The organism is Candidatus Omnitrophota bacterium (assembly GCA_030688425.1).
In the GTDB taxonomy this organism is placed as follows: Bacteria; Omnitrophota; Gorgyraeia; order Zapsychrales; family JANLHA01; genus JAUYIB01.
Window position 1 is genome coordinate 1 of sequence record JAUYIB010000021.1, and the last position, 25509, is coordinate 25509.

Below are 25509 nucleotides of genomic sequence, written 5' to 3' on the forward strand. Positions count from 1 at the left end.
CCCAGTCGGAAGTATTCAAATTCCTGGAAATATTTTATAACAGGCAACGAATCCATCAGTCCTTGAACTATATTACGCCAGAGATGGCTGAGACCACGGCTGTCCTTTAATTAACCCGTCCGTTAAATCGGGGGTATCTCATGATGTCCCTGCCCGGTTTTCGCACAACCACGAAAGGTTCAAAGCTCATGGTGTAATAACTGCGCGCCTGAATGGCCAGTACCAGCCGGGGCCCGAACCAGGCCGGCTGCAGGTGATAATGGCAGTCGAGTTCGCGTTTGGAATTGTAGTGGCCGGTGGAGGAACTTCGGGATTTCCCGTCCCGGGAGACATGAGTGCTCTGTTCCTCACGGATGCTGTCAATGTACAAAAGGCAGGATTTGTCCGGCAGGAACGTCAGGGCGACCTCGCCGGTCTGTTCGACGTTTTTGACGTCTTTGTCAACGGCAAACGTCCCCCGCCATTCGCCAATGATGTTCTCGTAGGAGGATTCGGCGTCAAACAGGAATTGCGGAGCGACAAACCACCCAATCACGAGGGCGGCTGCCGCAATCGCGGCCGCCAGGATGAGGTTTGGACGAGGCATTATCCCCGGCTGTTTTTTTCGATCCGTGACAACAGCAGGGCGGTATGGGCCTTGAGGTTCATGTCAAACGCCCTGTTCTGTCCGGAGAATATCCCCAGGACGGCCCCGACCAGCGTGCCCACGGCGATCAGAAGGAAATCATACCCGACGTCCAGAAGCGCGGTGATGCCGCCGGCGATGATCATCCCGGAAAGCAGCCCGATAAAAAATTGCATGGCCACGATGGACCGGGACTGCTTGGTGAGCCGTTCGGCGTATTCCTGGATCACTTTCGGATCATAATCAACCATCGGGTCCTCCTTGTTTGGGTTAAAGGTCTAAATCCGCGATGCCCCTGCGCGGGAGACCGGCAAAGGCTCAAATCCTTAATGGTGGGTTTATCTTATCAGCAACCGGCCGATGAAGTCCACAGGGAAATAGCTTTTGTAAACTTTCCCCACCAGATATCCGTTGGGCAGGTATCCCCAGTCGCGGCTGTCCTTGCTGGAAGCGCTGTTGTCGCCCAGAACATAATAGTGCCCCGGGGGAACTTTCAGCGCTGTTCCCGGGGTCCCGTAAGGGCCGGCGTTGGCGTAACGGATGGCGGCCATCCCCTTCATGTCCAGAGGCGCGTTGTTGACAATCACTTTGCCGTTCCGGATTTCGACCGTCTGGTGTTCTTTGGCGATGAATCGCTTTACGAACAGCCGGTCGATATCCTGAGGAGCATTGAATACAATGACGTCCCCCGGTTTCGGGTTCCAGAGCCGGTAGACGCTCTTGTCAATCAGGCAGACCTCTCCTTTTCTGAACGTCGGTTCCATGGAGGAGGAGTTGATCCGGAAAATCTGGATGATGTCGTTGGTCTGGTTTTTGAGGTAATGGAACGGGTTGAAGATGAGCGCCAGCACGGTCCCGGCGATCATCAACGCCTGTTGCCTGGCGTTGGGCTGAGGACGCAGGTGGTGTTTCGCGTTCAGGGCGCGGGCGCTGAAGAACGCGTCCTGCGCCGCGAAAAGTTCATAAAGCAGGAAGACCAACGGGGCAAGGAACAGGTATTTATTGGATTCCCCGGAAGGGTTGGCGACGATGGTAATGAATCCTCCCAGAAAAGCCGTTGTGGCGCATAGGAGGGCTGTCCCCTTTCCCTTTTGTTTGAGGTAAATCTGCCCCGCTCCGGGGAGGAAAAACGACAAGAGCATCGCCAGCGTCGGATAGCGCGGCGTCAATTTTTCATAAATGGCGGAGATGTTGGACGGGTGCGGATTGTTGGGCATGTTTTGTAACGGGTTTATTTGAATTTATTTTTAATGTGATTTTCTAAAATTCCGACGAATTCCTCTCTAATCCGTTCCCCCTTCAGCGTCCTGAACTCTTTGCCGTCCACATACACCGGCGCGACGGGTTGTTCGCTGGCTCCGGGGAGAGAGATGCCGATGTCGGCGTGGCGGCTTTCGCCGGGGCCGTTCACGACACAGCCCATGACCGCGATCTTCAGCCGCTCCACGCCCGGATACTGCTTTTTCCAAACGGGCATCATGCGTTCGATGTGCTGGTTGATGTCCTGGGCGAGGATCTGGAAATAATTGCTCGACGTGCGGCCGCAGCCGGGACAGCTGGTCACGCTGGGCTTGAAATACCGCAGGCCCATGGATTGCAGGAGATATTTGCACACCTCCACCTCGCGGGAACGTTTCACGCCCGGCTGGGGTGTCAGGGAAACGCGGATGGTGTCTCCGATCCCCTGCTGAAGGAGGATAGACAGCGCGGCGGAACTGGAGGAAATCCCCTGCGTGTCGCCGCCGGCTTCGGTCAATCCCAGATGCAGGGCGTAATTGCATTTTGGGGCCAGGAGAGAATACACGGTGACCATGTCCTGCAGGATGGACATCTTCACGCTTAAAATGATTTTGTCCTTGCCCAATCCCTCCTTGCCGGCCAGCTCGGCGCTGCGCAGGGCGCTTTCCATCATGGCCGCGTAGGTCACGAGTTTGGCGTCCTTGGGCTTTTTGAGTCTGGCGTTTTTGTCCATCATGCCCGTGAGCAGTTCCTGGTCCAGCGAGCCCCAGTTGACGCCGATGCGCACGGGCTTGTTGTGGTCCGCCGCGGCCTTCACGATCTCGGTAAAATTCTCGTCATGCTTTTCCCGGCGGCCGACATTGCCGGGGTTGATGCGGTATTTGTCCAGGGCCCTGGCGCAGGCCGGGTGCTTGCGCAGGAGCGTGTGGCCGTTGAAATGGAAATCGCCGATGATGGGGGTTTGAAAGCCTTTGTCGCGGAGGATCTTGACGGTTTCGGGAACGGCCTTGGCCGCGTTATCGTCATTGACGGTCCAGCGGACCAGTTCGGAGCCGGCCTCGATCAGTTCGATGGTCTGGGCCAGGGTTTTCTCGATATCCGCGGTGGGCGTGTCGGTCATGGACTGGATCACGACAGGGTGCTCGCCGCCGATCAGGACATTGCCGACTTTGACGGTGGGGGTCTTGCGCCGCTTGGCCAGTTCCATAGGTCAGGACCTCAAAAAGTGTTTTTTCCCCGAGGGAAACATGCTATACTGACTTCCGTAAATTTTTAATAATTATAGGGAATAAACAGGGGTATTGCAATCGGAAACTGCCCCTTCCCAACATAGCAGCTTGAGCCCATTTCAACCTACGAGGTTGAAGCAGGGGAATGATCCTATGGAAATCTTCTTAGCCAGGACACAGGGGTTTTGCGCGGGAGTGGCCAGCGCGGTGGACATTGTTGAGCTGGCCCTGGCGCGATACGGAGCCCCCCTTTACGTTTATCACGAGATCGTCCACAACACCTTTGTGGTCAATGATTTCCGCAAGCGCGGGGTTGTGTTCGTGGAGGATGTGGGCGAGGTGCCTGAGGGTGAGCGGATCATCTTCAGCGCGCACGGCATTCCTCCGGCGGTCATCCACAAAGCCCGCCAGCGCAGCCTCAAGTTCCTGGATGCCACCTGTCCCCTGGTGACCAAGGTGCACAACGAGGCGGTCAAATTTTCCAAACGCGAGAAAGAGATCGTCCTGATCGGCCATAAAGGCCACCAGGAGCTCACCGGGTCGGCCGGGTATGTCCGGCCTGACCTGCTTCATATCGTCGAGAATGAAAAGGACATCGATGAGCTGAACATTGATCCGGACAAGGAAGTGGCCTACCTGACCCAAACCACGCTTTCGGTGGACGAGACCAAAGGGTTGATCGAAAAACTCAAAGAAAAATTCCCGAAATTGGAGGCCCCTCCCCGCTCTGACATCTGTTACGCCACCCAGAACCGGCAGGATGCGGTCAAGGAGCTGGCTAAATTTTGCGACCTCATCATCATTTGCGGCTCTCCCAACAGTTCCAACAGCAACCGTCTGCGCGAGACCGGCGCCAATGAAGGCGTCGCCAGCTATATCATTGATTTCGCGGACGAGCTGGACATCAATCTGCTCAATGGCAAGACAAAGGTCGGGATCAGTTCCGGCGCTTCCGTGCCCCGGTGCATCGTGGACGAGCTCATTGAGCGTATCCAGAAGGAATACCCCGATACCAAAGTCCACAATTTCGAGAATCCGGAAAAGAACATTGTTTTTAAACTGCCGGATGTTAAGGTTTTGGCTTAGGAGTTATCAATGGCAAAATTGATCATCGACAATATTGAGCACGAAATCCCCGACAACACCCAGATCGCGGAAGTTTGCGAAAAGGCCGGGATCCCGTTCAGCTGCAATTCCGGTGTCTGCGGGACCTGCCAGATCGAAATCCTGGAAGGCGCGGACAATATCGGCGAGTTGAACCAGGAAGAGCTCGACCTCGGCATGGACCGCAATCACCGTTTGAGCTGTCAGTGCGTTTTAAAATCCGGTGTGGTGAAAGTCACTTATTAACCGGCGGTGCCCGCCCTCATTATGTTTCGATTGACATCATCCCCCATTGTCCCTGCCTCTCTCAAGTCTTCCTTCAGCCACCCGGAAGCCGGCGCCTTTGCCGGCTTTGAGGGCTGGGTGCGTAATTGCAATGAAGGACGGCCTGTCCTTAAGCTCGAGTATGAAGTCTTTGAGCCGCTCTGCCTGAAAGAAGCGGAGCGGATCCTGCAGGAGGCCCGGGAGAGATTTTCTGTCATCGAGGCCCAATGCGTTCACCGCACCGGTGTCCTGGAGATCGGAGATCTGGCGGTCTGGGTCGGTGTTTCAGCCTCGCACCGGGACGACGCGTTCAAGGCCTGCCGGTATATCATCGATGAGGTGAAAACCCGCCTGCCGATCTGGAAAAAAGAATTTTACACCGACGGAGATTCGGGATGGATCAATGTCCTCACGGGCGCCTCCCCTGCGCCGGCGGGCGATCTGCCGGAGGCCCGGTTTTATGAACGGCAAGTCCTCCTTCCAGAGGTCGGCGCCTCGGGACAGAAAAAACTCAAGGACGCCCGCGTGCTGGTCGTGGGCGCCGGCGGGCTGGGATGCCCCTGTCTCACCTCTCTCGCCCAGGCGGGCGTCGGCACCATCGGGATCTGCGAATTTGACACGCTGGAGGCCGGGAATCTTCACCGCCAGTCTCTTTACAATTATCAGGACATTGGAAAGCCGAAAGCCGGATTGGCCGAGTCCCGGCTCAGGGCCCTGAATCCTTTTATCAACGTCATTGTGCATCCCGTCCGCCTGGACAGCTCGAACGCTGAAAAGATCATCAAGGATTATGATGTGCTCGCGGACTGCACGGACAATTTTCCGGCGAAATTTTTGTTGAATGACGCGGCCCTGCTGTTGAGCAAGGTCCTGGTGCAGGCGGGCATTTATCAGTATGAAGGCCAGCTGCGCGTTTATGATCCCGTCAGGCCGCGCGGCTGTCTGCGCTGCCTGTGGCCGCGGATGCCGGAGCCGGGATGCGTGGGCAGCTGCGCGGAAACCGGGGTTTTGGGAACGGTTCCCAATCTTTTGGGCCATTGGCAGGCCATGGAAATCATCAAAGCTTTGCTGGGGTTTCCCGGCCTTTCGCAGGAAACGCTGATCGTGGATTTGACGGCCCCCGCGGTCTCCAGGCTTAAATCCCCGGCTGATCCCGATTGCCCGTTGTGCGGTCTCGCGCCGTCTATCAAAGATATCGACGAAAAGAATTATTCACCCCCCGGGGCTACGGGATTTTCCCTCCCGCTTTCGGCGATTGTCCTTCGAGAGATCAGCCGTTACCGCTTCGTGGATGTCCGCGAGCCGGACGAATGCCGGAACAATCCTGTTGTCAGCGTGGAGACGATCCGCTATCCTTTAAGTCAGGCCGGCCGGACGGCGTTTGGATTTGATTCCAAGTATCAATATGTGGTGTTTTGCGAGAAAGGTCCGCGCAGCGAGAAATTTGTTAAAGACGCCCGAGAACACGGTGTCAAAAATGTTTTTGCACTCAACGGAGGCGCCTCGGCGCTCAATCAACTGAAGACATGAATTTAGACCTTTCCAAAGAGATCGGCGTGGAAGTCCAGGCAGGCGCCCCGCTGTCCAAATACACGACGTTTCAGCTCGGCGGCCCCTGCCGGCAGCTCATCAACTGCCGGACGGCTGAACAGCTGGAGCATGCGGTCAAACGGCTGATCGCGCACAACATCCCTTTTCTCCTGATCGGCGGCGGGTCGAATCTGGTTGTCTCGGACGCCGGGATTGATTGCGCGGTGATCCGCTTCGTGAGCGACCAGCCCATCATCCAGCGCGACGGCACCGACGTGACCGTCACGGCCAGCACGCTTTTGGATCATCTCGCTTTGTATTGCGCCCAGCAGGGCCTGGCGGGGTTGAATTACACCTCGGGGATCCCGGGGACTGTCGGCGGCGCGATCGTCGGCAACGCGGGGGCGTTCGGAAAGCAGGTCGGGGATGTGCTCAAGTCGGTTGTTCTTCTTTCCCCATCCGGTGAATTGCGCGAGGTCGGGCCGGAGGCCCTGCATTTCCGTTACCGCCATTCGATTTTAAAGGAAACCGGCGACATTGTGGTCAAGGCGGCGTTTGCCATGACCCCGGCAAGCCGGGATCCTTTGTTGAAAGAACGAGATGAATATCTCGCGATTCGTCATGAGAAGCACCCGGATCTGCGCGCGTACCCGTGTGCCGGGAGTTTTTTCCGCAACATCGAGCCCACGTCCAAAGCCGGGCGGCGTCAGGCCGCCGGGTGGTTCCTGGAGCAGGCCGGAGGCAAAGAGCTCAGTTCCGGCGGGGCCGCGATTTTCAGCAAACACGCGAACATCATTGTCAAATCCGAAAATTGCACCGCGCAGGACGTTTACCGGCTGTCCCAGCGGATGAAGGAGATTGTCCAGAATGCGTTTGGCTTGACCCTGGAGCGTGAGGTGAGGTTTGTAGGCAAGATTTCGGGGACGGACGAGGACCAGGGGCGGTTGGTTTGGTGAGACATCGGCGGGTTGCTCATTTGATTTAGCGGGAGTTGGTTTTTAGCCGCCGATGGTCTTTGCGACCATACGGCTTCGGGCTGGAAAGCGTATCCGGGGTTTATTTTAAGAGATATTGTTCGTGGTGGTCCTTCCTGTCAGCCGCCTATTTGGAACATTTCGATTTTCTTCGATGTCGCTTTCAGCGACCGGAACAGCCAGCGGTTTTCGGAATACTTGTCCATCCTCCCCTGCCAGACCTTCTTCACGATCGCGTAGAGTTCGTCATCCGACGCCCCATCCCTGATCGGGCCGCGCAGATCCGTCCCTTCCCCGGCAAACAGGCAGGTGTAGATTTTTCCGTCTGTCGAAAGCCGCATGCGGGTGCAGGTCCCGCAGAACGGCTGGGTCACGGATGAGATGAATCCGATTTCCCCTGTGCCGTCTGTGAATTCATAACGCTCCGCCACTTCCCCGAAATAATTGCCCTCCACCGGCCTTAACGGAAAGCGTTCGTTGATGATCCTGTAGAGCTCCCGGCTGGGCACGACCTGGGTGTTCTGCCAGTGGTTGCAGGTGCCCACGTCCATGTACTCGATGAAACGCAGGACGTGGCCCGTGCCTTTGAATCTTTCCACGAGGTCCAGGACCGTGGCGTCGTTGACGCCTTTTTGCACGACGGTGTTGATCTTGATGGCGGAAAATCCGCAGAGGGCCGCCGCCCCGATGCTGTCCAGCACGCGGCCGACCGATCCTTTCCCTCCGCTCATGGTTTGAAAAGTTTTCTCGCTCAGCGTGTCCAGGCTCACCGTCAGCCGGTGCAGGCCCGCGGCCTTGAGTTCGGCGGCCTTCTCGGCCAGGAACCATCCGTTGGTGGTCAGGGCCAGATCCTCGATCCCGTTGATTTTCGTCATTTGCCGGATGAGTTCGGGCAGGTCCGGCCGCAGGAGCGGCTCTCCGCCGGTCAGCCGGATCTTGGCCGCGCCGAGCCGGACGAAAATTTTAGCGAGCCTGAGGATTTCCCCGAAGGTCAGCCACTCCTGCTTGTCGAGGAACGTGTAGGCGTGGGAGTATTCGTCTTCCGGCATGCAGTAGGGACAGCGGAAGTTGCACCGGTCAATAACGGAAATGCGCACGTCGTGCAGGGGCCTCTGGAACTGGTCTGTAACGACAGCTCCCCGGGGTCCCTGATTTGTGTTTGGGTTCTTCTGCGACGTGTGTCCTGTGACGTGTGACATGTTTTTCATTCCGTTGAGATGGTTTTTTCTTTGTTGAGCGCGCCTTTGACGGTGTGCCAGGCGAGCGAGGCGCACTTGACCCGGGCCGGGAAGTGCCAGATGTTGCTGAAGATGCTGAGTTTGCCGAGGGTGTTCGGGCCGTGTTCCGGCTTGAGTTCGCCGATGATCAGTTTGTGGAATTGCTCGAAAATTTTGGCGGCCTCGTCAATTCTTTTGCCTTTGAGGTGTTCGGTCATCATGGACGCGGAGGCGCGGGAAATGGCGCAGCCGTCACCGAGGAAGGCGATGTCGCTGATGACGCGGTCTTCATTCACCGTCAGATAGACGTTCAGGTGGTCGCCGCAGAGCGGGTTGTATCCTTCGGCGGAATGCGTGGGATGCTCGATCTTGCGGAAGTTCCGGGGCTTTTTATTGTGCTCCAGGATGACCTGCTGATAGAGCTCGTTGAGATCGTTCGACATATCTCCCCCTTTACGGGAAAAGCTTCCTGGCTTTTTTCACGGCTTCGGCCAGGCGGTCGATCTCGTCCGCGGTGTTGTAAATGGACATGGACGCGCGCGACGTGGCCGGGACGCCGAAATGTTTCATGACCGGCTGGGTGCAATGGTGGCCGGTGCGGATGGCGATGCCCTCTCTGTCCAGCAGGGTCCCCAGGTCATGGGCGTGGATGCTCGGCAGCACGAACGACAGGACCGCGACCTTGTTCTTGGCGGTGCCGATGAGCCGCAGTCCCGGCAGTTTGGAGAGGACCTTTGTCCCGTACTCCAGAAGTTCATGGTCGTGGGCCTGGATGAGATCGAAGCCGATGTTCTGCACGTATTCGACGGCGGAGCGCAGTCCGATGACGGCTTCCACGTTGGGCGTTCCGGCCTCGAATTTATACGGCAGGACGTTGTAGGTGGTTTTCTCGAACGTGACGGACGCGATCATGTCCCCGCCACCTTGGTAAGGAGGCATTTTCTCCAGCAGATCTTCCCTGCCGTAAAGCACGCCCACGCCGGTGGGGCCGAAGAGTTTGTGCCCGGAAAAAGCGAAAAAGTCGCAGTCCAGGTCCTGGACGTCAACGGGCAAATGGCCCACAGCCTGCGCGCCGTCGATCAGGACCACCGCGCCGGCCCGATGGGCGGCGTCGATCACTTTTTTGACAGGATTAATGGTCCCCAGAGAATTGGAAACGTAGACCATGGAGACAAATTTGGTCCGGGGGGTTAAAAGTTTCTCAAATTCCTCATAAATGAGTTCTCCCTGGTCGTTGATCGGGGCGACCTTGAGGACACAGCCCTTCTCTTCGCAGAGCATCTGCCAGGGGACGATGTTCGAGTGGTGTTCCATTTCGGAAATGAGGACTTCATCCCCTTTTTTCAGGAACGTGCGGCCGTAGCTGCTGGCCACGAGGTTGATGGATTCCGTTGTGCCGCGGGTGAAGATGATCTCCGAGGTTTTTCTGGCGTTGAGGAAGACCTTGATTTTTTCCCTCGTCCATTCAAAGGCGGCCGTGGCCCGTTCGCTCAGGTAGTGGATCCCCCGGTGGACATTGGACGCCCCGCTGGTGTAATGTTCCGACACGGCGTCAATGACGCACCGCGGCTTGAACGTCGTGGCCGCGTTGTCCAGGTAGGCCAGGGGCTTGCCGTGGACTTTCACCCGGAGGTTGGGGAAGTCTTTGCGGATTTTTTCAATGCTGGTCATGATCGCCGTGTTCATAGTTATTTAATGAGCCCCAAACTTGCGAAGCCGTAGGCGAACGCAAGTTTGTCGGGCGAATTAACCCCCACCGGTATGCCCTGCTGGGCGTTTAGGGCTGTGGGGGTCGATCGCCGCGAACGTCGGTTCCAGCAGGACGTTCAATTTCCGGCAGATGGACGCGTTCGGGATTTTGGCCAGGATGTCGTCCACGAACCCGCGGGCGAGCATCTTGAGCGCGGCTTTTTTCGAGATCGCGCGAGATTGCAGATAAAAAACCTCGTCTTCGTTGAGCTGGCCGATGGTGGCGCCGTGGGTGCACTTCACGTCATCGGCGAAAATTTCCAGTTGGGGTTTGGTGTCCACGCGGCACCCCTTGCCCAGCAGAAGATTTTTATTGAGCTGGTAGGAGTTGGTTTTTTGGGCGATGGGCTTGACAAAGATTTTGCCGTTGAAAACCGCGCGCGAGGAGCCGTTGAGGATCCCCTTATAAAGCTGGTTGCTCACGCAGTTGGGAAAACGGTGGTCCACGGCGGTGTGGTTGTCCACAAGCTGGTCCCCGGAGACGCAGTACAACCCGTTGAGCATACTGCTGATGCCCTCGTCGTTGAGCGCGATGTCCAGGTTGTTGCGCGTGATCGCCCCCCCTGTCACCATGGAAAATCCGTTGAAGTTGGAGTTCCGCTCCTGCCGCACCCGCGTGGTGCCGATGTGGTAGGCCTTTCGGCTCTCCCCCTGGGCCTTGCAGTAAGTCAGCACGGCGTTCTCGGACATGAAGATGTCGGTGAGGGCATTGGTGAAATACGTGATGCCGTCCGAAAATGTTAGGTGGCTTTCCAGCACCGTGGCCTGGCTGGATTTCCCGGCGGCAATCAAACTGCGCGGGGACGTCATAACGGCCTGATGGCCGGAGGACGTGATGTGGACGATGTGGACCAGCGGCTCGATGAAGGCCTTGTCCTCGATGATGAGATACGCGCCGTCTTCGGCCAGGGCCTTGTTGAGGGCCGTGAACGCCGTCTCGTCTTTGCTGCTGTAACGGTTGAAAAATTCCGCGATTTGTTTGTCCTGTCCTTTTACGGCTTGGGCGATTGTGCTCACACGGATGCCGGCCGGGGCGCGTGTTTGCGATAATTCCGGGCAAAAAACGCCGTTCAGGAACACGAGGTTGACTTCCGCGGGGTCGCAATAAAGGTCGAATTGTTCTTTTTCGGTCAGCTTCCCCTTGTCTTTCGGCAGCCGGTATTTGTGCTGGGTGATGGGCGCGACGTTCGTGTATTTCCATTCTTCGTTCTTGACCGTCGGGATGCCCAGTTCCAGGGCCCGGCTGAAGGCGTCTTGCCGAACGGTCTTGAGCCAATCCGGCGACGGCGCGAGGAAATGTTTTTCGAAGTCCTTGAGTCCTTCGATGAATGAGATGTTTTTCAGGTCCTGTGCCATGGATGTCTTGTCCTTTTAAAATCCGGTTATCGTGAACCTGTCAGCCAGTCATAGCCGTTCTCTTCGACTTTCATGGCCAGCTCCTTGCCTTCCGACCGGATGATCTTCCCGTCGTGGAGGATGTGCACGAAATCCGGCACGATGTAATTCAAAAGGCGCTGGTAGTGGGTGATGACTAGAAAGGCGTTGTTTTTGGTTTTGAGCTTGTTCACGCCGTCGGCCACAATTTTCATGGAGTCGATGTCCAGGCCGGAATCGGTTTCATCAAGGACCGACAGTCTCGGATTGAGGATGGCCATCTGCAGGATCTCGTTGCGCTTTTTTTCGCCGCCGGAGAAATCCACGTTGACCGGCCGGTTGATGAATTTTTCATCCATACTCAGCAGCTTCATCTTTTTGCGAAGATACTCGTCAAAGTCCATCGGGTCCATCTCTTCGGCCCCCTGGTGGCGGCAGATCTCGTTGAACGCGGCGCGCAGGAAGACCGACGAGCTGACGCCCGGGATCTCGACCGGGTACTGGAACGCCAGAAAGATCCCCTCTCTGGCTCGCGCTTCCGGTTCCAGTTCGAGGACATTGATCTTTTTGAAGTTCACTTCATAGAGGATCTCCCCGTCCGTCACTTCATATTCGGGATGGCCGGAGATGATCTTGGCCAGGGTGCTTTTCCCGGACCCGTTGGGCCCCATGATGGCGTGGACCTCGCCGGGGTTGATGGCCAGGTTGATCCCCTTCAGGATTTCTGTGTCGTTGATCTTGGCGTGCAGATTCTTGATTTCCAGCATGGGAATTCTCCTTGCAAAGGACAAGTTCGAATTATTGTTTAGCAGTGAGATTTGATTTCAATTGCGAAAGCCATTTGTAATTGGATAACTTTTGGGTCGGGTTCTGAGCATAAAGCAGCCCGGGCTTTTTCCCGGTTACAAAGAAGATATAAGTTACATTGGGTTCATAATAAATGGTATTGCAGGCCATTGCCCCATATGCGGCCTCGATCTCTGCTTCCTGGGCAATTTCTCCTTTTAATGGTTCCAGTACCTGAACTCTTAAAAGTGCAAGATCGCCATCATCCGTTGATGGTTTTTTCTTATTGAATTCCTCGATACTTCCATAATGCTTCAGGGTAATGCCCGTCACTTTGCCTATAAAAATAGCGTCAAATTTTTCAAGGTCATTGGGTGGTTCATCAAGAATGGTCCCATTTGGGGCCCAGAATTCTGTACATGCTCCGTGAATATTGTATGGAGAAATGAGGAGTAAAAGTGCAATAGATAGAGATAATATTTTTACCATTGATGTCTCACCCCACGCTTCCTTCCAGCTTCATTTCCAAAAGCTTGACCGCTTCCACAGCGAACTCCATGGGGAGTTCTTTGAAAACCTCTTTGCAGAAGCCGTTGATAATGAGCGAAATGGCCCCTTCCAGGTCAAGCCCGCGGGAGCGCAGGTAGAACAGCTGCTCCGCGTTGATCTTGGACGTGGAGGCCTCGTGCTCCAGCACGGCGGTGCTGTTTTTGACCTCGATATAGGGAAACGTGTTGGCGCTGCATTTGTTCCCGACCAGCATGGAATCGCACTGGGAAAAGTTCCTCGCCCCGTCCGCCGACGGCATGATTTTGATCAGGCCGCGGTAATTGTTGTTCGATTCGTCCGTGGAGATCCCTTTGGACACGACCGTGCTCCGGGTGTTTTTTCCGATATGGATCATCTTGGTCCCGGTGTCGGCCTGCATGCGGTTATTGGTCAGCGCGACCGAGTAGAATTCTCCGACCGAATTGTCGCCTTGCAGGATAACGCTCGGGTATTTCCAGGTGATCGCGGCGCCGGCCTCGACCTGGGTCCAGGAGATCTTGGATCTCTTGCCAAGGCATTTGCCGCGCTTGGTCACGAAGTTGTAAATCCCGCCCCGGCCTTCCTTGTCCCCGGAGTACCAGTTCTGGACGGTGGAATATTTGATCTCGGCGTTATCCAGGGCCACCAGCTCGACCACGGCCGCGTGCAGCTGGTTTTCGTCGCGCGAAGGCGCGGTGCAGCCCTCCAGGTAACTGACCTGGCTGTTGTCCTCGGCCACGATCAGCGTGCGCTCGAACTGGCCCGATTCCGCGGCGTTGATGCGGAAATACGTGGACAGCTCCAGCGGGCATTTCACGCCTTTGGGGATGTAGCAGAACGAACCGTCGCTGAACACCGCGGAATTGAGGGCGGCGAAAAAGTTGTCGGAATGCGGCACGACGGACCCCAGATATTTTCTTACCAGGTCCGGGTGATGCTGGATGGCCTCGGTCATGGAGCAGAAGATGACCCCGAGTTTGGCCAGTTCGGACTGGTGCGTTGTCCCGACGGAGACGCTGTCAAAAACGGCGTCCACGGCCACTCCGCTCAAGCGTTTCTGCTCTCCCACCGGAATGCCGAGTTTCTCAAAGGTCTTGATGATCTCCGGGTCCACCTCTTCGAGGCTGCCCGGCCCGCTTTTGCGTTTTTTGGGCGCGTTGTAGTAGCGGAGGCCCTGGTAGTCGATCGGACCGTACTGGAAGTTCGGCCAGTGCGGCTCCGTCATGGTTTTCCAGTGCTTGTAGGATTTCAGCCGCCAATCCAGCATCCAGCCGGGCTCGCTTTTCTTTTCCGCGATCAGGCGGATGATGTCCTCGTTCAGCCCTTTGGGGATGCTGTCGGACTCCACGTCGGTATAAAAACCGTATTTATAATCGCGGCTGGAGAGCTTGTTCTCCCCAATGGTTTTTTCGTTGAGCATCTCTTTTTCGTGGGATTTCGGCATGGGATTTCTCCGCTTGAAACGCTGATTTCAATTGTTGCCCTTGTGGGCCAAAAATGGTTTGACCCGGATGTTCTTCTCCCCCGAGTTGCGGGACTGGATCAGGTCCGTGACCTTGATCTGGTGGAACATCTCGCTGATCCGTTCGTTCAGGTTCAGCATCGGGCCGATCACGTTGCAGCTGACGTTGAGCTCGCAGTGCGAGTAGTTGCCGGAAAAACAGCTGGCGATCTTGATCGGGCCGACGATCAGGTCGTTCAGGTCGCCGACGGTGATCTTGGTCAGGTCTTTCACGATCAGATACCCGCCGTGGGCGCCCTGCTCGGCGTGCAGGATGCCGTTCTGGGCCATGATCTGCAAAACGCGCGAGGTCGGGTCGAACGGCGTGTGGTAGGCGTCGCAGATCTCTTTGGCGGATGTCAGTTGCCCCGGGGCCTTGGTGCTCATGTGTTTCAGGGAGATCAGGGCGTATTCGATTTTGCGGTTGATTTTGAACATCAATGAGTCTCCAATTGATGGAGCGTTAGCGACATAAATTGTTAGACGAATTGACCCTTGCGGTTTTGCTTTGCGGAGCAAAGCAGCAAGGGTTGACCGGCCGTCCCGAACTCAAGCGCTCCGTTCCTTGAGTTCCGCCGGTAACTGGTCTATCTTTGCCGCGAGAATAAAATCATTGTCCGACAATCCGCCAATGGCATGTGTGCTCAGTTCGACACGCAGTTTCCGGTATCCGGTCAGGTGGATGTCCGGGTGGTGATTTTCTTCCTCCGCCACCACGGCGATTTTCTCGATGAAACGGACCGCGGCCAAAAAATTTTTCATCGTGAAATCTTTGGCGATGGCTTTTGCGTCCGGTTGAAGCGCCCAGCCGGGCACATGTGTCAAATACTCTCCGGCGGCCTCCGCGCTCAGCGGGTTGCTCTTCCCCTCACAGGGTGTGCACTTTTTTTGCGCTAACGGCGTGTCCATGTCAATACGGCGCCATTTCAACGACGATGTCCTGGTTGTATTGATCCCTTAAAATATTCTCGATGGCCTTGAGCGTGCCCATGCTGGAGCTGGGGCAGGAGCCGCAGGCGCCCTGGTAGTTGACCATGAGGATGTTATTTTCCAGGGAGATGATCTGGATGTCTCCCCCGTCCATCTGCAGGGCCGGACGGATGGTTTGGTTAAGGATTTCCTCAACTCTGGCGACTTCCGGGTTGTCGGTTGCCGGCAAAGCTCGCTTGGGCTCTTCGGTTTTGAAATTAGGGTCGTGGGCCTGAATGTTGTCCAGGACGGTCTTTTTGACCTGTTCCTCGAGGACGTCCCAGTCGGCGTCGCCGTTTTGCGTGACCGTGATGTAATTGTCAAAGAAAAAAACTTCTTCGATATGGTCGAGGCCGAAAATTTTCATGGCCAGCGGATTGTGGACGCAGTCTTCAATCCGCTTGTAAGTCACTTTCCCATCGGTCTTAACGGGGATGTTCAGGACGAATTTGAGCGCGTTGGGGTTGGGTGTGCTTTGGACCATTAATCGGATATCCATGACGTCATCCTCCGTTTCGGCTTTTCAATCCGTTTGATTCATCCCATCGGCTCTCTTTGTCCAGGGTATGCGGCAAGAGGTGACGTAGTTACGCGGGGTGATTCCGGGGCTCGAAAGCCGTAAACCAATGTAAGAATCTCGACTCTTTCGATAGAAATATACGCTTTCCCGGCTGGTTTGTCAATAAATACTTCAGATTTAGACTTAGATAAAGAGGTTGCTGCGGAACCGGTTTTCAGCCCCAAATGTGCTGTTTGGCGACAAATTCGGTGAACGGGAAAGCGCAGGTGAAGGCGGGAGAAACGGCGTTGAGGATGTGGGTGCTGTGTTTGTCCCCTTCCACGACAAAATCCTGGACCAGGGTTGAGGTCTTCTTGTCCAGGAGCTGGGCGCGGATGCCGGGTTTAGTGTATTCGGTGAACCCGTCCGGGTCGATCTGCCGGACAAGTTTTTGCGCCAGGGCGACGAAATAGCCCTTGCGGTATTTGCGCATCTCCTCAAAGGCCAGGTCGCGGAAATGGAAGGAATTTTTCAGGAAAAGTTTCGCTTCATGGAAAAGGACCTCGGTCAGCTCTCCTCCCCTTAATCCGTCAAGCCCCTGGTAATTTTCTCGCCAGAACGCCGGGATGGCCGTCGGACCGATTTTGATATCGCCGGCCACGGTCTTGGTGAAATGCACGCCCAGGAACGGGTTTTGCAGATTCGGCACGGGGTAGATGTTCATGCGGATGTCGGTCTTATTCTTTGTGTATTTGAGATACAGCCCTTTGAACGGGATCATGGTGTAGTTTTTGCCGAATCCAAAATCATGCGCGACCTTGTCCGCGTAGAGGCCGGCGCAGTTGATGACCCGGACAGCCCGGAATTCGCCTTTTGAGGTCCGCACAGTGTTGCCATCGCGGGAAAGGTATTCCGTATCAAAGCTGAAGTCCACGCCCTGGGCCTTCAGGTCTTCTTTCAGGGCCTGACAGACCTGTTTGGGATCCACGCTGGCCGTGTCCGGGGAGTGCAGGGCCTTTTGAAAGGTGCGGATGTTGGGTTCGAGCTGGGCGGCCCGTTTTTCATCCACCATCTCGATGTTGGAGCCGTTCCTCTTGCCCCGCCGTTCGAGTTCAAACAGGGATTCGAGTTCCTTTTCGTCCTGGGCCACGACCAGTTTTCCGCACTCGTTGATCGGGATGCCGCGGCCGCGGCAGTATTCCTTCATCCGGCGGTTGCCGTCAACGGTGAATTTGGCCTTCATGCTGTTGGCCGTGTAGTAAAACCCGGCGTGCAGGACCCCGCTGTTCCGGCCTGAGGCGTGGTAAGCGGTGTCGGGCTCCTTGTCGATCACCAGGACCGAGGCCTGCGGCCTGGACGCTTTGAGCGCGCGCGCCATGGCCAGCCCGATGATCCCGGAGCCGACGATGAGGTAATCGTAATCGTTTTTCATGATGCTTCCATCTTAATTGCGAAAAGCTGTTTTTTCAACCCGGATTTTGCATTAGTCCGCCTCCTGGCGGGCAAAGCAAAATACTCCCGAAGGAGCCAATGGGAATCCGCGGTTTTCCCCTCCCCTGCGGGCCGCAAGGCCGGGGTTGACTTGTGCCGAAGAGCCGTTTACAATTAGGGCTGTACATAACCGAGGAGGATGCGTATGGGTGATCCGATCATCGCTCAAAAAGGCCCTTATGTTGTTGAGGTCGAACCGGGAACGTATGCCTGGTGCGCCTGCGGGAAGTCGACGAACCAGCCGTATTGCGACGGGTCGCACCGCGGCAGTGAATTCCGTCCGATCATTCAAAAGATCGATGCTAAACAACAGGTGGCCTGGTGCGGATGCAAGCACAGCGCCAAAAAGCCGTTTTGTGACGGGACCCACAGGACTTTGTGATCCGTCCGCTGACCTCATGCCAAAATACTCGCCCCTGATTATGGATGTGGAGGCCAAGAGTTACTCCTGGTGCTCCTGCGGCCTGTCCCAAAAACAGCCCTTCTGCGACGGGACTCACGGCTCCACCGGCCTTTTCCCCAAGGTCGTCCGTTTTGAAGAAAAGAAAAAGGTCGCCTGGTGCATGTGCAAGGCGACCTCCACCCCGCCGTTTTGCGACGGTACGCATAAAACTGTCAGCTGATTTTTTTGAAGAGATTGTTTCCTGTCATACAAGAAGGGCCTGGGCTGTGTCCCGTGCTCAAACAGCGATCCCGTTTTTCTCCGAATTGAAAACCAGGGAAAAACGGTCTCGAACTGCGCGCGGGACACAGCCCAGGCCCTTCTGGCCGCTATCTTATTCCTTCTTGAGCAGGAAAACCCCGACGTAGGCGAGGAGATTCTTGCAGAACGGGATCTCGGTCTTGCCGACGACCGCGCGTTCTTTTTCGATGGTGATGCCGCGCTCCTGGCAGAAATTCCGGAAGTCCTTCAAGCTCAGAAAACGCAGGTTGGGGGTGTTGTACCATTTGTACGGCAGGGATTTGGTGACAGGCACCTGGCCGAGCAGGGCGATCTGCAGGCGCGCGGAGATGTTGCAAAAATTAGGGATGCCGACGATGACTTTTTTCCCCACCCGCGCGGATTCCTTGAGAACGTGCTCGGGGTTGAGGACTTCCTGCAAGCTTTCATTGAGGATCACGTAGTCGAAGCGTTTGTCCGAATAATCCTGCATGCTGTTGTCCAGGTCCCCCTGCGACACCGAAACACCCCGCTCCAGGCAGTTGAACACGGCCTTTTCGTCGAGTTCGATGCCTGTCCCCCGGCAATTCTTGTGTTTGATCAAAAGTTGCAGAAGGTCCCCGTTGCCGCAACCCAGGTCCAGGACCTTGGATCCGGGCTCGACCATGTCGATGATCAGTTTGTGGTCCGGGCGGATGTTGTCCGGCAGAGGGTCGCTCATGGCCGTCTCTCTTTCTCGACTTTTGCCAGGAAGTTGGACACCAGCCGCGACTGGCCGTCAATTTCCACCAGGAACGCGTCATGGCCGTAATTGGTCGCGATCTCGATGAAGGAAACGTCGATGTCGTTGGCTTTGAGGGCCCGCACCATCTGCTTGGCCTGGTAGGACGGGTAGAGCCAGTCCGAGGTGAACGTGATGATGAGGAATTTCGAAGTCACGCTTTTGAACGTGTCGGCCAGCTTCCCGTCTTCCGAGAGGTCGAAATAATCCAGCGCCTTGGACAAAAACAGGTAGCTGTTGGCGTCGAACCTCTGGACAAAGCTGTCGCTGCGGTATTTGAGGTAGTTTTCCACCTCGAAGTCATGCGAGAAATCATACCCCAGGCGTTCTTTGCTGAACAGCTTGCGGCCGAATTTCTGCTCCATCGAGGCCTCGCTCATGTAGGTGATGTGGCCGAGCATGCGCGCCACGGCCAGCCCCCGCGTCGGGATGCTTTTGCCGTAATAGTCGCCGTTCTGCCAGTCGGGATCGGCCATGATGGCCTGGCGTCCGACCTCGTGCAGGGCGATCTGCTGGGCGGTGTGGCGGTAATTGGTCGCGATCAAAAGGCAGGACTCGACAGCGTCCGGGAATTTGGTGGCCCAGACCAGCGCCATCAGCCCTCCCATGGACCCGCCGGTGCAGCACAAAAGTTTTTTAATGCCCAGGTGGTCGATCAGGTATTTTTGGGACACGGTCATGTCCTCAACGGTCACGACCGGGAAGCTCAACCCGTAGGGCTTACCGGTGGCCGGATTGACGGACGCCGGGCCGGTGCTCCCCTTGCACCCGCCGATGACGTTGGCGCAGATCACGAAATATTTGTCCGTGTCAAAGGCGCGGCCGGGGCCGATCATCGCGTCCCACCAGCCGGGCTTTCTGGCGCCCTTGTGCCAGCCCGCGGCGTGCGCGTCGCCGGTGAGCGCGTGAAAAACCAGGATGGCGTTGCTTTTGTCGGCGTTGAGCCGTCCGTAGGTTTCGTAGGCCAGGGTGACCGGGCCCAGGTTCACGCCGCTTTTGAGCGTCATTCCGCTGAATGTGAACGCCTGGGTCTCAACGTGCTGGATGTCCGCGGGGTTTTCGGCAGACGGTTTGTTCATCAGGTTCTCTCCTTGCGGGTGTTTCAAAATCGTATCACACCCCTGTGGGGGTGTCAATTGAGCGGGTTTAAAGTTCGTCGTGGGACGGATTAACGGCTTTCGGCGTAATGGAACATCGCTTCGAGCGATTTGAGCGCGCGCATTCGCACGTCTTCCGGAAAGGAGACATAGTCGCGCGGCCGGGGGTCTTTCAGGACCCGCAGAATGGACTCGAGGGTGTTGGATTTCATGTAGCGGCACATGGTGCAGGAGCCGACCAGCGATTTTGTCGGGAACTCCGACTGGAGACGGGCCGAAAGCCCGCACTCGGTGAGCATCAAGAACTGGCCGGCCGGGGTCTTTCTCATATAGTCCAGCATCTGTTCAGTGCTGCCGACGAAATCGGAATGCTGTATAACTCCGGGGTTGCACTCCGGGTGGCTGACGATCTTGGCGTCCGGGTACTCCAGTTTGACCTTGAGGATCTGGTCGATGTCATAGTCCACGTGGACGTAGCAGGTGCCGTTGTAGAACTGGATGTCCTTTTTGACCCCCCGTTTGGCCATCTCGTCTCGAAGATTCTGCCCCATCATCCTGTCCGGCAGGAAGTAGATCTTGTCGTTGGGATAATTCTGGACGATCTTGTAGACGTTGCTGGAGGTCACGCAGACGTCGCACTCGGCCTTGACCTCGGCCGTGGTGTTGACGTAGCAGATAAAGGTGTAGCCGGGGAATTGTTTGCGCAGTTCGCGGACCTGCTCCGCGTTGATGGCGTCGGCCAGGGTGCAGCCGTCCAGCTCTCCGGGGATGACAACGTCCTTTTGCGGATTGAGGATCTTGGCTGTTTCGCCCATGAACCGGACCGCCGCAAAAACGATCAGTTTGGCGTCGCTGGTCAAGGCGTCGCGGCTCAGTTTGTAGGAATCCCCCACGAAGTCCGCGACACCGTAGATGATCTCCGGGCTGACGTAGGAATGGGCCAGGATAACGGCGTGCTTCGCTTCTTTGAGCTCGTTGATCTCATTGATGATGGGGGTCAGTTCCTGGCATTTCTTGAAGGAATAATTGCAGACGGTCCCCCCGAGCTTGATGTTCCTGAGCTTTGCGTAGAGCTGTTCGGGTGTGATTTTGTCGGTCGTTAACATGCGTTTCCGTCCTTAGATGGCTTGAGGTAATTGGTAAATAATATATACCAATTCCCCTGGAAATGCAAGTTTGCCTGCCCCATGAAAAAACAACCCCGGGGTTGGAACCTGCACAACCCCCGGGGTTGTGAGAGGTGAAAAAAAGCGGTTATGCCGGGCAGGCCGCTTCCGTCGCGGCCTCCCCCTTGAGCACGCTGACGGTGGCGGCGGTGATGCGGACAGGGATGATCTCTCCCGGCGTGTAGCCGGTGCCGGGCAGGATCACGATGGTGTTGCCGTCGGTCCGGCCCTGGGTCTCCTCCCCCGACTTGGCGGTGCCGATGGCCTCGATCATGACCGGCTGGGTCCGGCCGACGTGTTCTTTGTTCCTTTCCAGGGTGATGCGTCTCTGGATGTCGGTCAACCGCACGGCGCGCTCGGTTTTGATGGCCTCGGGTACGTCGTCCGGGTGTTGGCGCGAGGCGATGGTGCCCTTGCGCTCGGAATATTTGAACGTGAAGGCCGAGTGGAACCGGATCTGTTCCAGAACGTCGAGGGTTTCCTCGAATTCCGCGTCGGTTTCCGTGGGGAACCCCGCGATAACGTCCGTGGACAGGGTCACGCCCGGGATCTTCGCCTTGATCTTGGCGGCGAGTTCGAGAAATTCCTCTTTCGTGTAGGTGCGGTCCATCAGCCCCAGAACGCGGTTGTTACCCGCCTGCAGGGGCAGATGGATCTGTTTGCAGACCTTCGGATTATTCGCGACCACATCCAGCACCCGGTCCGGAAAGTCCTTGGGGTGCGGGGACGTGAAACGGATGCGCTCAATGCCCTTCACCCGGCTCACCGCCTCCAGCAGATCGGCAAAATCCTTGCCTTCGCTGTGGTAGGAGTTCACGTTCTGCCCCAACAGCGTGATCTGCCGGAACCCCTCGGCCGCCAGCCGGGCCGCTTCCCCGACCACGTTTTCCACCGTCCGGCTGCGCTCCCTCCCCCGCGTGTAAGGCACAACGCAGAACGTGCAGAAATTGTTGCACCCCCGCATGACCGCGATCCAGGCGTTCACGCCCTTCTCCCGCGCCGGGTAAACGTCCGAATATGTTTCGAACTCCGAAAGCGTCAGGTCAAACGGTTTCTCCCCCGTGGCCGCCGCCGTGCGGATCAGGTCCGGCAGATGTTTATAACTGTCCGGCCCCGCGATGAAATCGATCTTCAGTCCCCGGTTCTCAAACAGTTCCTTCCGCAGATTCGTCGCCATGCATCCCAATATCCCGACCAAAACCGGCTTCCCCTCCCGCGCGTGATGGATCTCATGCACCCGCCCATACACCTTCCGGTGCGCATTCTCCCGTATCGCGCAAGTATTCAACATCACCACATCCGCCGCCAGTTCATCCTTGATAAACGCAAACCCCTCCTTCCCCAGAATCGCCCGGATCAGCTCCGTGTCGTATTCGTTCATTTGACATCCATAAGTTTCCACAAAAACGTTCATCTGGGCCTCCAGGGAAACTTATGGATAGTCCCCAGCGCCTTGAATTGCACGCGAAGCGAACGAAGTGAGCGCAGTGTGCAATTCAGCTGGGGGCAGCCATATACCCGACTATAAGAAATCCTAATCATAATAACTCTATCCCCTTACCTGTCCCCTTATAAAGTGCCTGGCACGTTTGTTCTTCGTTCATCGGCCATGAATTTTGAGATGAACGAATATAATATCAGCATTTAAGTAAAATGCTCTGAGAAGCCTCACTCCTTGCTCCAATCATGTGTTCCAAAACCCAAGCCATCCAAAATTGAACTATTACCCTGATGGGAAGTCATTTCCTTTTTTATTTCGTCAAGTTTCCTCTCACCATTTAGAGTAATTTTAATTCCGGTGCTCACATAAGCGCCATCAATAAGATGGCTTTCTTGATATTCACCAAGCACCTGATCTAAGATTTTTCCATCGGTACAAATTTTATCTTCAAGATCCTCTTTTTGTGTCCGCTTTATGTCTAAATATTTGTTTTCTCGAAGAATATCCAAAACCTCGTAATGAACTCTTTTTGATTCCTCATCTAAATGCTCTATTAAAGGTATTTTAAACTCTCCTTCGGGTGAATCGCTTGTTAATGCACAATCAGGATGCGATTTCACAGAATCGTTTTCCTTTAGAAGTCGCTTAAATCTTGTAAGTCCAGATTGCTTTAAATAAGCTTCAGGGTTTCTAATGATGCTCTTTACTTTTTGCGAGGCTAACACGCTTTCAGTTATAATATATTTAAATGTTATCTCTTGGGGATTTGCATAAAGATTCATTTCAACTGCATGAAAGAATCTAACTGCTCTAAAACGATAATCTTCATCAGATCTTCTTGAGAAAATGAGCCAATTCTTACTTTTACCTTTTAATCGTTGATGGAACTCGCAACCCATGCCTTCCATATTTTTAATAAACTCATTAGTGGTAATCATTTCATTTCTTTTTTGAAACTTTTGGTATGCTCAAATATTCCATTACCGCATAACCAAAAGCTGTCCAATGATAAGCATGTTCAGAGGGTCTGACAGCTCTTGCAGTTAAAAATCTTATCATCCCTAATTCCAACAGCCTTAAGACAGAAAGTTTCATCTTTGCATCCATCTTTGCAGTATTAAAATTCGTTGATGTATGCTTATCGCCACCAGTCTCCAACATCAAGTATAAGCCGATATCATCTATGGATTCTGCTGCAGATTTAACTCGTTTGCTTAAAGACCATCTATAATTCTCCAATGAAGAAGAGAGCAAGTCGGTTAACCAATCTTCTGTCAGAGTGTTGTCTGGAGGGCAGTTTATCGAAAAGCCTCTAACATCAAAGTCAGCTGTTTGTGGATTTTGATCTCTGATAATAACAACTGCTTCGGGTTCTCTCATGGCATGAGCAACCCCGACTTCGTACAGAACATTCCCATTGGCATGATTTTCCTTGCATCTGGGATCATCAGACAAATCTGCTAAAATCATTTTCGAATTGGCTATGCCGTCCCATATCTTGCTTAAAACAATGTTGCCGGATTTATCTTCATCAACTCTAACAGCATTCTCAAAGCCCGCTTTTTTTGCTGCGCTTTTTATTATGGCATTAAACCTGGAATCAAATGATTTGTCAAAAGGCATACAAACAAATAATTCATTTCTTTGTTCGGCTTCCCAAAATTGTTCAAAGTAATGTTTTGGGTACATCTATTGATCTCTTTTGCTTTTCAAGAGTTTGTATTAATTGCAATTGCACTGAAGCAATTGCTGAAGTCAGGAATGTTGTTAACAAGCAAAACTGCAGAAGTACCTTCGGACCTCTGGTTGCTAGGCCAACACATGGCAGGCACCCCTTGGCCATAAAATTTATGGATTTCCTTTTCTAAACTGTGCTCTCCAGAATAACAAGCTTCCGGTGAGATGTTGCTTTCTTGGCAATACCGCTTGAGGTCCAAAACTAGAATGGCCCCATTACATTTAATTTGATAAAGTACAGAGTGTTCTAAGTTATCCTTTTTTTCTGCATAAGCGGTTGTGGTATCAAAAGCGACATAAACTCCCCCAGTCCCCGATCCCACCGCCCTGCTTTGGAAATAAGATGGGGTAAGTGGATCTCGGCCGATCTCAACGAGAGTATATGTTACATGAGGTAAAGGAATGCAGTATTGTGAATAATCAGTAGCCATTTAAGGTTCGGTCAAATAATTTATCAACGCTCTTGCTATTTTTTCCATTGTCATCCTATAACGCATCCATCTCCCATCCATAAGTTTCCATAAAAACGTTTATCTGGACCTCCAGGGAAACTTATGGGTAGTCCCCAACGTCTTGAATTGCATGCGGAGCGAACGGAGTGAGCGCAGTGTGCAATTCAGTTGGGGGCAGCCATATGCCCGACTATAAGAAATCCTAATCATAATTGCTTTATTTCCTGACCTGTTCCCTTCAAAAGTGCCTGGCACCTTCGTCTCTTTGGTTCAGTGGGATTGATCATCGTTCAAAAAAATTTAACCGCTTTTAAAATAGGCGCTGTCCCCTATTATTTCGTATTTGGCCCCCGCAACTTTTTCATCTTTTGAGCGGCTTCCGTTAAACCCTGGGCTTCGGCCTCGGTGAGAGGATCCATAGGAACACGGACGCCGGGGTCGGCCCCCTGCTCCAGCAAATAAAGGGCTATTTTCTCTTCACCCTCGTCAACCGCGTGCATGAGGGCGGTCTTGCCGTAATAGGAGGGATACGCGGTATTGACGTCCACGCCGCTTTCGACAATCTTTTTCACCAGATCGAAGTCGCCCGTCTCTATCGCCTTCATGATCCGCGGCTTGCAGTCGAAAAGCTCGCTGTCATCGCTGCAGACCGTTTCCTTGATTTCTATCGACAGGTCGTCCACGTCCTCCGGGGAAAATTTCTTAAAACTTATCAGGTCAAGGTTCGGATCCCATTCGGAATTTCGGACCGTGAAGAGCATCTTGGTCCACCGTTTCAGTCCCTCAGTCCCGTTCCGGCGCAGCAGGATCTTTAGCTCGTCCGGCGAGTCGTCCTCCTTAGTCTTGTGCGGGGAGTCGGAAATAATGATGTATTCCCACGGACAGGTCGCGCAGACCGCCTCCCGTGGGCACGGGGGGCATTCGTACAGATCGACTATGAAACCCGTAATCTGGTACGTTTCAGCTGGACGCGGGGTGATGCTCCGGAAATCCTTGACGGTATAAATGGCGATATCGGCCGAGCTGACGGAACAAACAATTCCCAGGATTGTCGCGATAAGGATGGGGCGAAGTTTCAAGGCGCGTATTCCTTTA

General features: G+C 54.8%; 29 protein-coding genes. 6 read left to right on the top strand and 23 right to left on the bottom strand.

What is annotated here, in order from left to right; translation table 11 throughout:
* Positions 1-106: 106 nt before the first annotated feature.
* The 4 genes from Q8Q08_08600 to ispG all read right to left on the bottom strand — a co-directional run bounded on the left by Q8Q08_08600 (position 107) and on the right by ispG (position 3071).
* Entirely contained in the window at positions 107-586 is a 480-nt protein-coding gene (locus Q8Q08_08600) for a hypothetical protein (GenBank protein ID MDP2654074.1), read from the bottom strand.
* Positions 586-876, bottom strand: coding sequence for a hypothetical protein (locus tag Q8Q08_08605; GenBank protein ID MDP2654075.1), 291 nt, complete (start codon positions 874-876; stop codon positions 586-588). Before Q8Q08_08605 ends, Q8Q08_08600 begins: the two co-directional genes overlap by 1 nt.
* Positions 877-963: 87 nt before the next feature.
* The gene (gene lepB / locus Q8Q08_08610) at positions 964-1842 is read right to left on the bottom strand and encodes a signal peptidase I (protein ID MDP2654076.1); all 879 of its coding nucleotides are present in this window, start codon (positions 1840-1842) and stop codon (positions 964-966) included.
* Between the two features lie 14 nt (positions 1843-1856).
* On the bottom strand, positions 1857-3071 hold the full coding sequence (gene ispG, locus Q8Q08_08615; GenBank protein ID MDP2654077.1) for a flavodoxin-dependent (E)-4-hydroxy-3-methylbut-2-enyl-diphosphate synthase: 1215 nt from the start codon (positions 3069-3071) through the stop codon (positions 1857-1859).
* Positions 3072-3246: 175 nt separating this feature from the next.
* Between ispG and ispH the strand changes: the two genes are divergently transcribed.
* The 4 genes from ispH to murB are packed head-to-tail and all read left to right on the top strand — an operon-like array spanning position 3247 to position 6947.
* Positions 3247-4179, top strand: a complete 933-nt coding sequence (ispH, locus tag Q8Q08_08620) for a 4-hydroxy-3-methylbut-2-enyl diphosphate reductase (GenBank protein ID MDP2654078.1) — start codon at positions 3247-3249, stop codon at positions 4177-4179.
* A 9-nt stretch (positions 4180-4188) separates the two neighbouring features.
* A complete protein-coding gene (locus tag Q8Q08_08625; GenBank protein ID MDP2654079.1) occupies positions 4189-4443 on the top strand; it encodes a 2Fe-2S iron-sulfur cluster-binding protein in 255 nt (84 codons plus the stop codon).
* A gap of 21 nt (positions 4444-4464) precedes the next feature.
* Positions 4465-5991 carry a ThiF family adenylyltransferase gene (locus tag Q8Q08_08630; GenBank protein MDP2654080.1) on the top strand — a complete coding sequence of 509 codons (1527 nt, stop codon included), beginning with the start codon at positions 4465-4467 and terminating at the stop codon, positions 5989-5991.
* Positions 5988-6947, top strand: a complete 960-nt coding sequence (gene murB / locus Q8Q08_08635) for a UDP-N-acetylmuramate dehydrogenase (GenBank protein ID MDP2654081.1) — start codon at positions 5988-5990, stop codon at positions 6945-6947. The genes Q8Q08_08630 and murB overlap by 4 nt, the downstream gene beginning before the upstream one ends.
* A gap of 137 nt (positions 6948-7084) precedes the next feature.
* On the opposite strand, the gene moaA is transcribed toward murB, so the two are convergent.
* From moaA to lhgO, 11 genes are all read right to left on the bottom strand, one after another.
* Entirely contained in the window at positions 7085-8173 is a 1089-nt protein-coding gene (moaA, locus tag Q8Q08_08640; protein ID MDP2654082.1) for a GTP 3',8-cyclase MoaA, read from the bottom strand.
* Positions 8170-8625, bottom strand: coding sequence for an SUF system NifU family Fe-S cluster assembly protein (locus Q8Q08_08645; GenBank protein MDP2654083.1), 456 nt, complete (start codon positions 8623-8625; stop codon positions 8170-8172). The genes moaA and Q8Q08_08645 overlap by 4 nt, the downstream gene beginning before the upstream one ends.
* 10 nt (positions 8626-8635) lie before the next feature.
* Positions 8636-9868 (bottom strand): cysteine desulfurase, encoded by a 1233-nt coding sequence (locus tag Q8Q08_08650; protein ID MDP2654084.1) that lies wholly within the window; start codon positions 9866-9868, stop codon positions 8636-8638.
* Positions 9869-9928: 60 nt separating this feature from the next.
* Positions 9929-11287, bottom strand: coding sequence for a Fe-S cluster assembly protein SufD (gene sufD / locus Q8Q08_08655; protein ID MDP2654085.1), 1359 nt, complete (start codon positions 11285-11287; stop codon positions 9929-9931).
* A gap of 26 nt (positions 11288-11313) precedes the next feature.
* Positions 11314-12072: a Fe-S cluster assembly ATPase SufC gene (sufC, locus tag Q8Q08_08660; GenBank protein MDP2654086.1), complete on the bottom strand. Its 759-nt coding sequence runs from the start codon at positions 12070-12072 to the stop codon at positions 11314-11316.
* Between the two features lie 31 nt (positions 12073-12103).
* Entirely contained in the window at positions 12104-12580 is a 477-nt protein-coding gene (locus Q8Q08_08665) for a hypothetical protein (protein ID MDP2654087.1), read from the bottom strand.
* 7 nt (positions 12581-12587) lie between these two features.
* Positions 12588-14039 (bottom strand): Fe-S cluster assembly protein SufB, encoded by a 1452-nt coding sequence (sufB, locus tag Q8Q08_08670; GenBank protein MDP2654088.1) that lies wholly within the window; start codon positions 14037-14039, stop codon positions 12588-12590.
* Positions 14040-14090: 51 nt separating this feature from the next.
* Positions 14091-14558, bottom strand: coding sequence for an Rrf2 family transcriptional regulator (locus Q8Q08_08675; protein ID MDP2654089.1), 468 nt, complete (start codon positions 14556-14558; stop codon positions 14091-14093).
* A 111-nt stretch (positions 14559-14669) separates the two neighbouring features.
* Positions 14670-15029 carry a 4a-hydroxytetrahydrobiopterin dehydratase gene (locus Q8Q08_08680; protein ID MDP2654090.1) on the bottom strand — a complete coding sequence of 120 codons (360 nt, stop codon included), beginning with the start codon at positions 15027-15029 and terminating at the stop codon, positions 14670-14672.
* Position 15030: 1 nt separating this feature from the next.
* Positions 15031-15588: a NifU family protein gene (locus tag Q8Q08_08685; GenBank protein MDP2654091.1), complete on the bottom strand. Its 558-nt coding sequence runs from the start codon at positions 15586-15588 to the stop codon at positions 15031-15033.
* Positions 15589-15823: 235 nt separating this feature from the next.
* Positions 15824-17020, bottom strand: a complete 1197-nt coding sequence (gene lhgO / locus Q8Q08_08690) for an L-2-hydroxyglutarate oxidase (protein ID MDP2654092.1) — start codon at positions 17018-17020, stop codon at positions 15824-15826.
* Between the two features lie 204 nt (positions 17021-17224).
* Between lhgO and Q8Q08_08695 the strand changes: the two genes are divergently transcribed.
* Together Q8Q08_08695 and Q8Q08_08700 are read left to right on the top strand one after the other, a co-directional pair.
* A complete protein-coding gene (locus Q8Q08_08695) occupies positions 17225-17461 on the top strand; it encodes a CDGSH iron-sulfur domain-containing protein (protein ID MDP2654093.1) in 237 nt (78 codons plus the stop codon).
* Between the two features lie 16 nt (positions 17462-17477).
* Entirely contained in the window at positions 17478-17702 is a 225-nt protein-coding gene (locus Q8Q08_08700) for a CDGSH iron-sulfur domain-containing protein (GenBank protein ID MDP2654094.1), read from the top strand.
* 153 nt (positions 17703-17855) lie between these two features.
* Here the strand turns inward: Q8Q08_08700 and metW are convergent, their stop codons facing one another.
* The 8 genes from metW to Q8Q08_08740 all read right to left on the bottom strand — a co-directional run bounded on the left by metW (position 17856) and on the right by Q8Q08_08740 (position 25493).
* On the bottom strand, positions 17856-18461 hold the full coding sequence (gene metW, locus Q8Q08_08705; GenBank protein MDP2654095.1) for a methionine biosynthesis protein MetW: 606 nt from the start codon (positions 18459-18461) through the stop codon (positions 17856-17858).
* A complete protein-coding gene (locus Q8Q08_08710; protein ID MDP2654096.1) occupies positions 18458-19600 on the bottom strand; it encodes a homoserine O-acetyltransferase in 1143 nt (380 codons plus the stop codon). Before Q8Q08_08710 ends, metW begins: the two co-directional genes overlap by 4 nt.
* An 89-nt stretch (positions 19601-19689) precedes the next feature.
* The gene (nadA, locus tag Q8Q08_08715) at positions 19690-20724 is read right to left on the bottom strand and encodes a quinolinate synthase NadA (GenBank protein ID MDP2654097.1); all 1035 of its coding nucleotides are present in this window, start codon (positions 20722-20724) and stop codon (positions 19690-19692) included.
* Positions 20725-20872: 148 nt separating this feature from the next.
* Complete coding sequence (gene miaB / locus Q8Q08_08720) at positions 20873-22198, bottom strand: tRNA (N6-isopentenyl adenosine(37)-C2)-methylthiotransferase MiaB (protein MDP2654098.1); 1326 nt, start codon at positions 22196-22198, stop codon at positions 20873-20875.
* Positions 22199-22452: 254 nt separating this feature from the next.
* Complete coding sequence (locus tag Q8Q08_08725; protein MDP2654099.1) at positions 22453-23163, bottom strand: hypothetical protein; 711 nt, start codon at positions 23161-23163, stop codon at positions 22453-22455.
* Between the two features lies 1 nt (position 23164).
* On the bottom strand, positions 23165-23914 hold the full coding sequence (locus Q8Q08_08730) for a hypothetical protein (GenBank protein ID MDP2654100.1): 750 nt from the start codon (positions 23912-23914) through the stop codon (positions 23165-23167).
* A 20-nt stretch (positions 23915-23934) separates the two neighbouring features.
* Positions 23935-24393 (bottom strand): hypothetical protein, encoded by a 459-nt coding sequence (locus Q8Q08_08735; protein ID MDP2654101.1) that lies wholly within the window; start codon positions 24391-24393, stop codon positions 23935-23937.
* 353 nt (positions 24394-24746) lie between these two features.
* Positions 24747-25493 (bottom strand): ankyrin repeat domain-containing protein, encoded by a 747-nt coding sequence (locus Q8Q08_08740; protein ID MDP2654102.1) that lies wholly within the window; start codon positions 25491-25493, stop codon positions 24747-24749.
* Between the last annotated feature and the right edge of the window lie 16 nt (positions 25494-25509).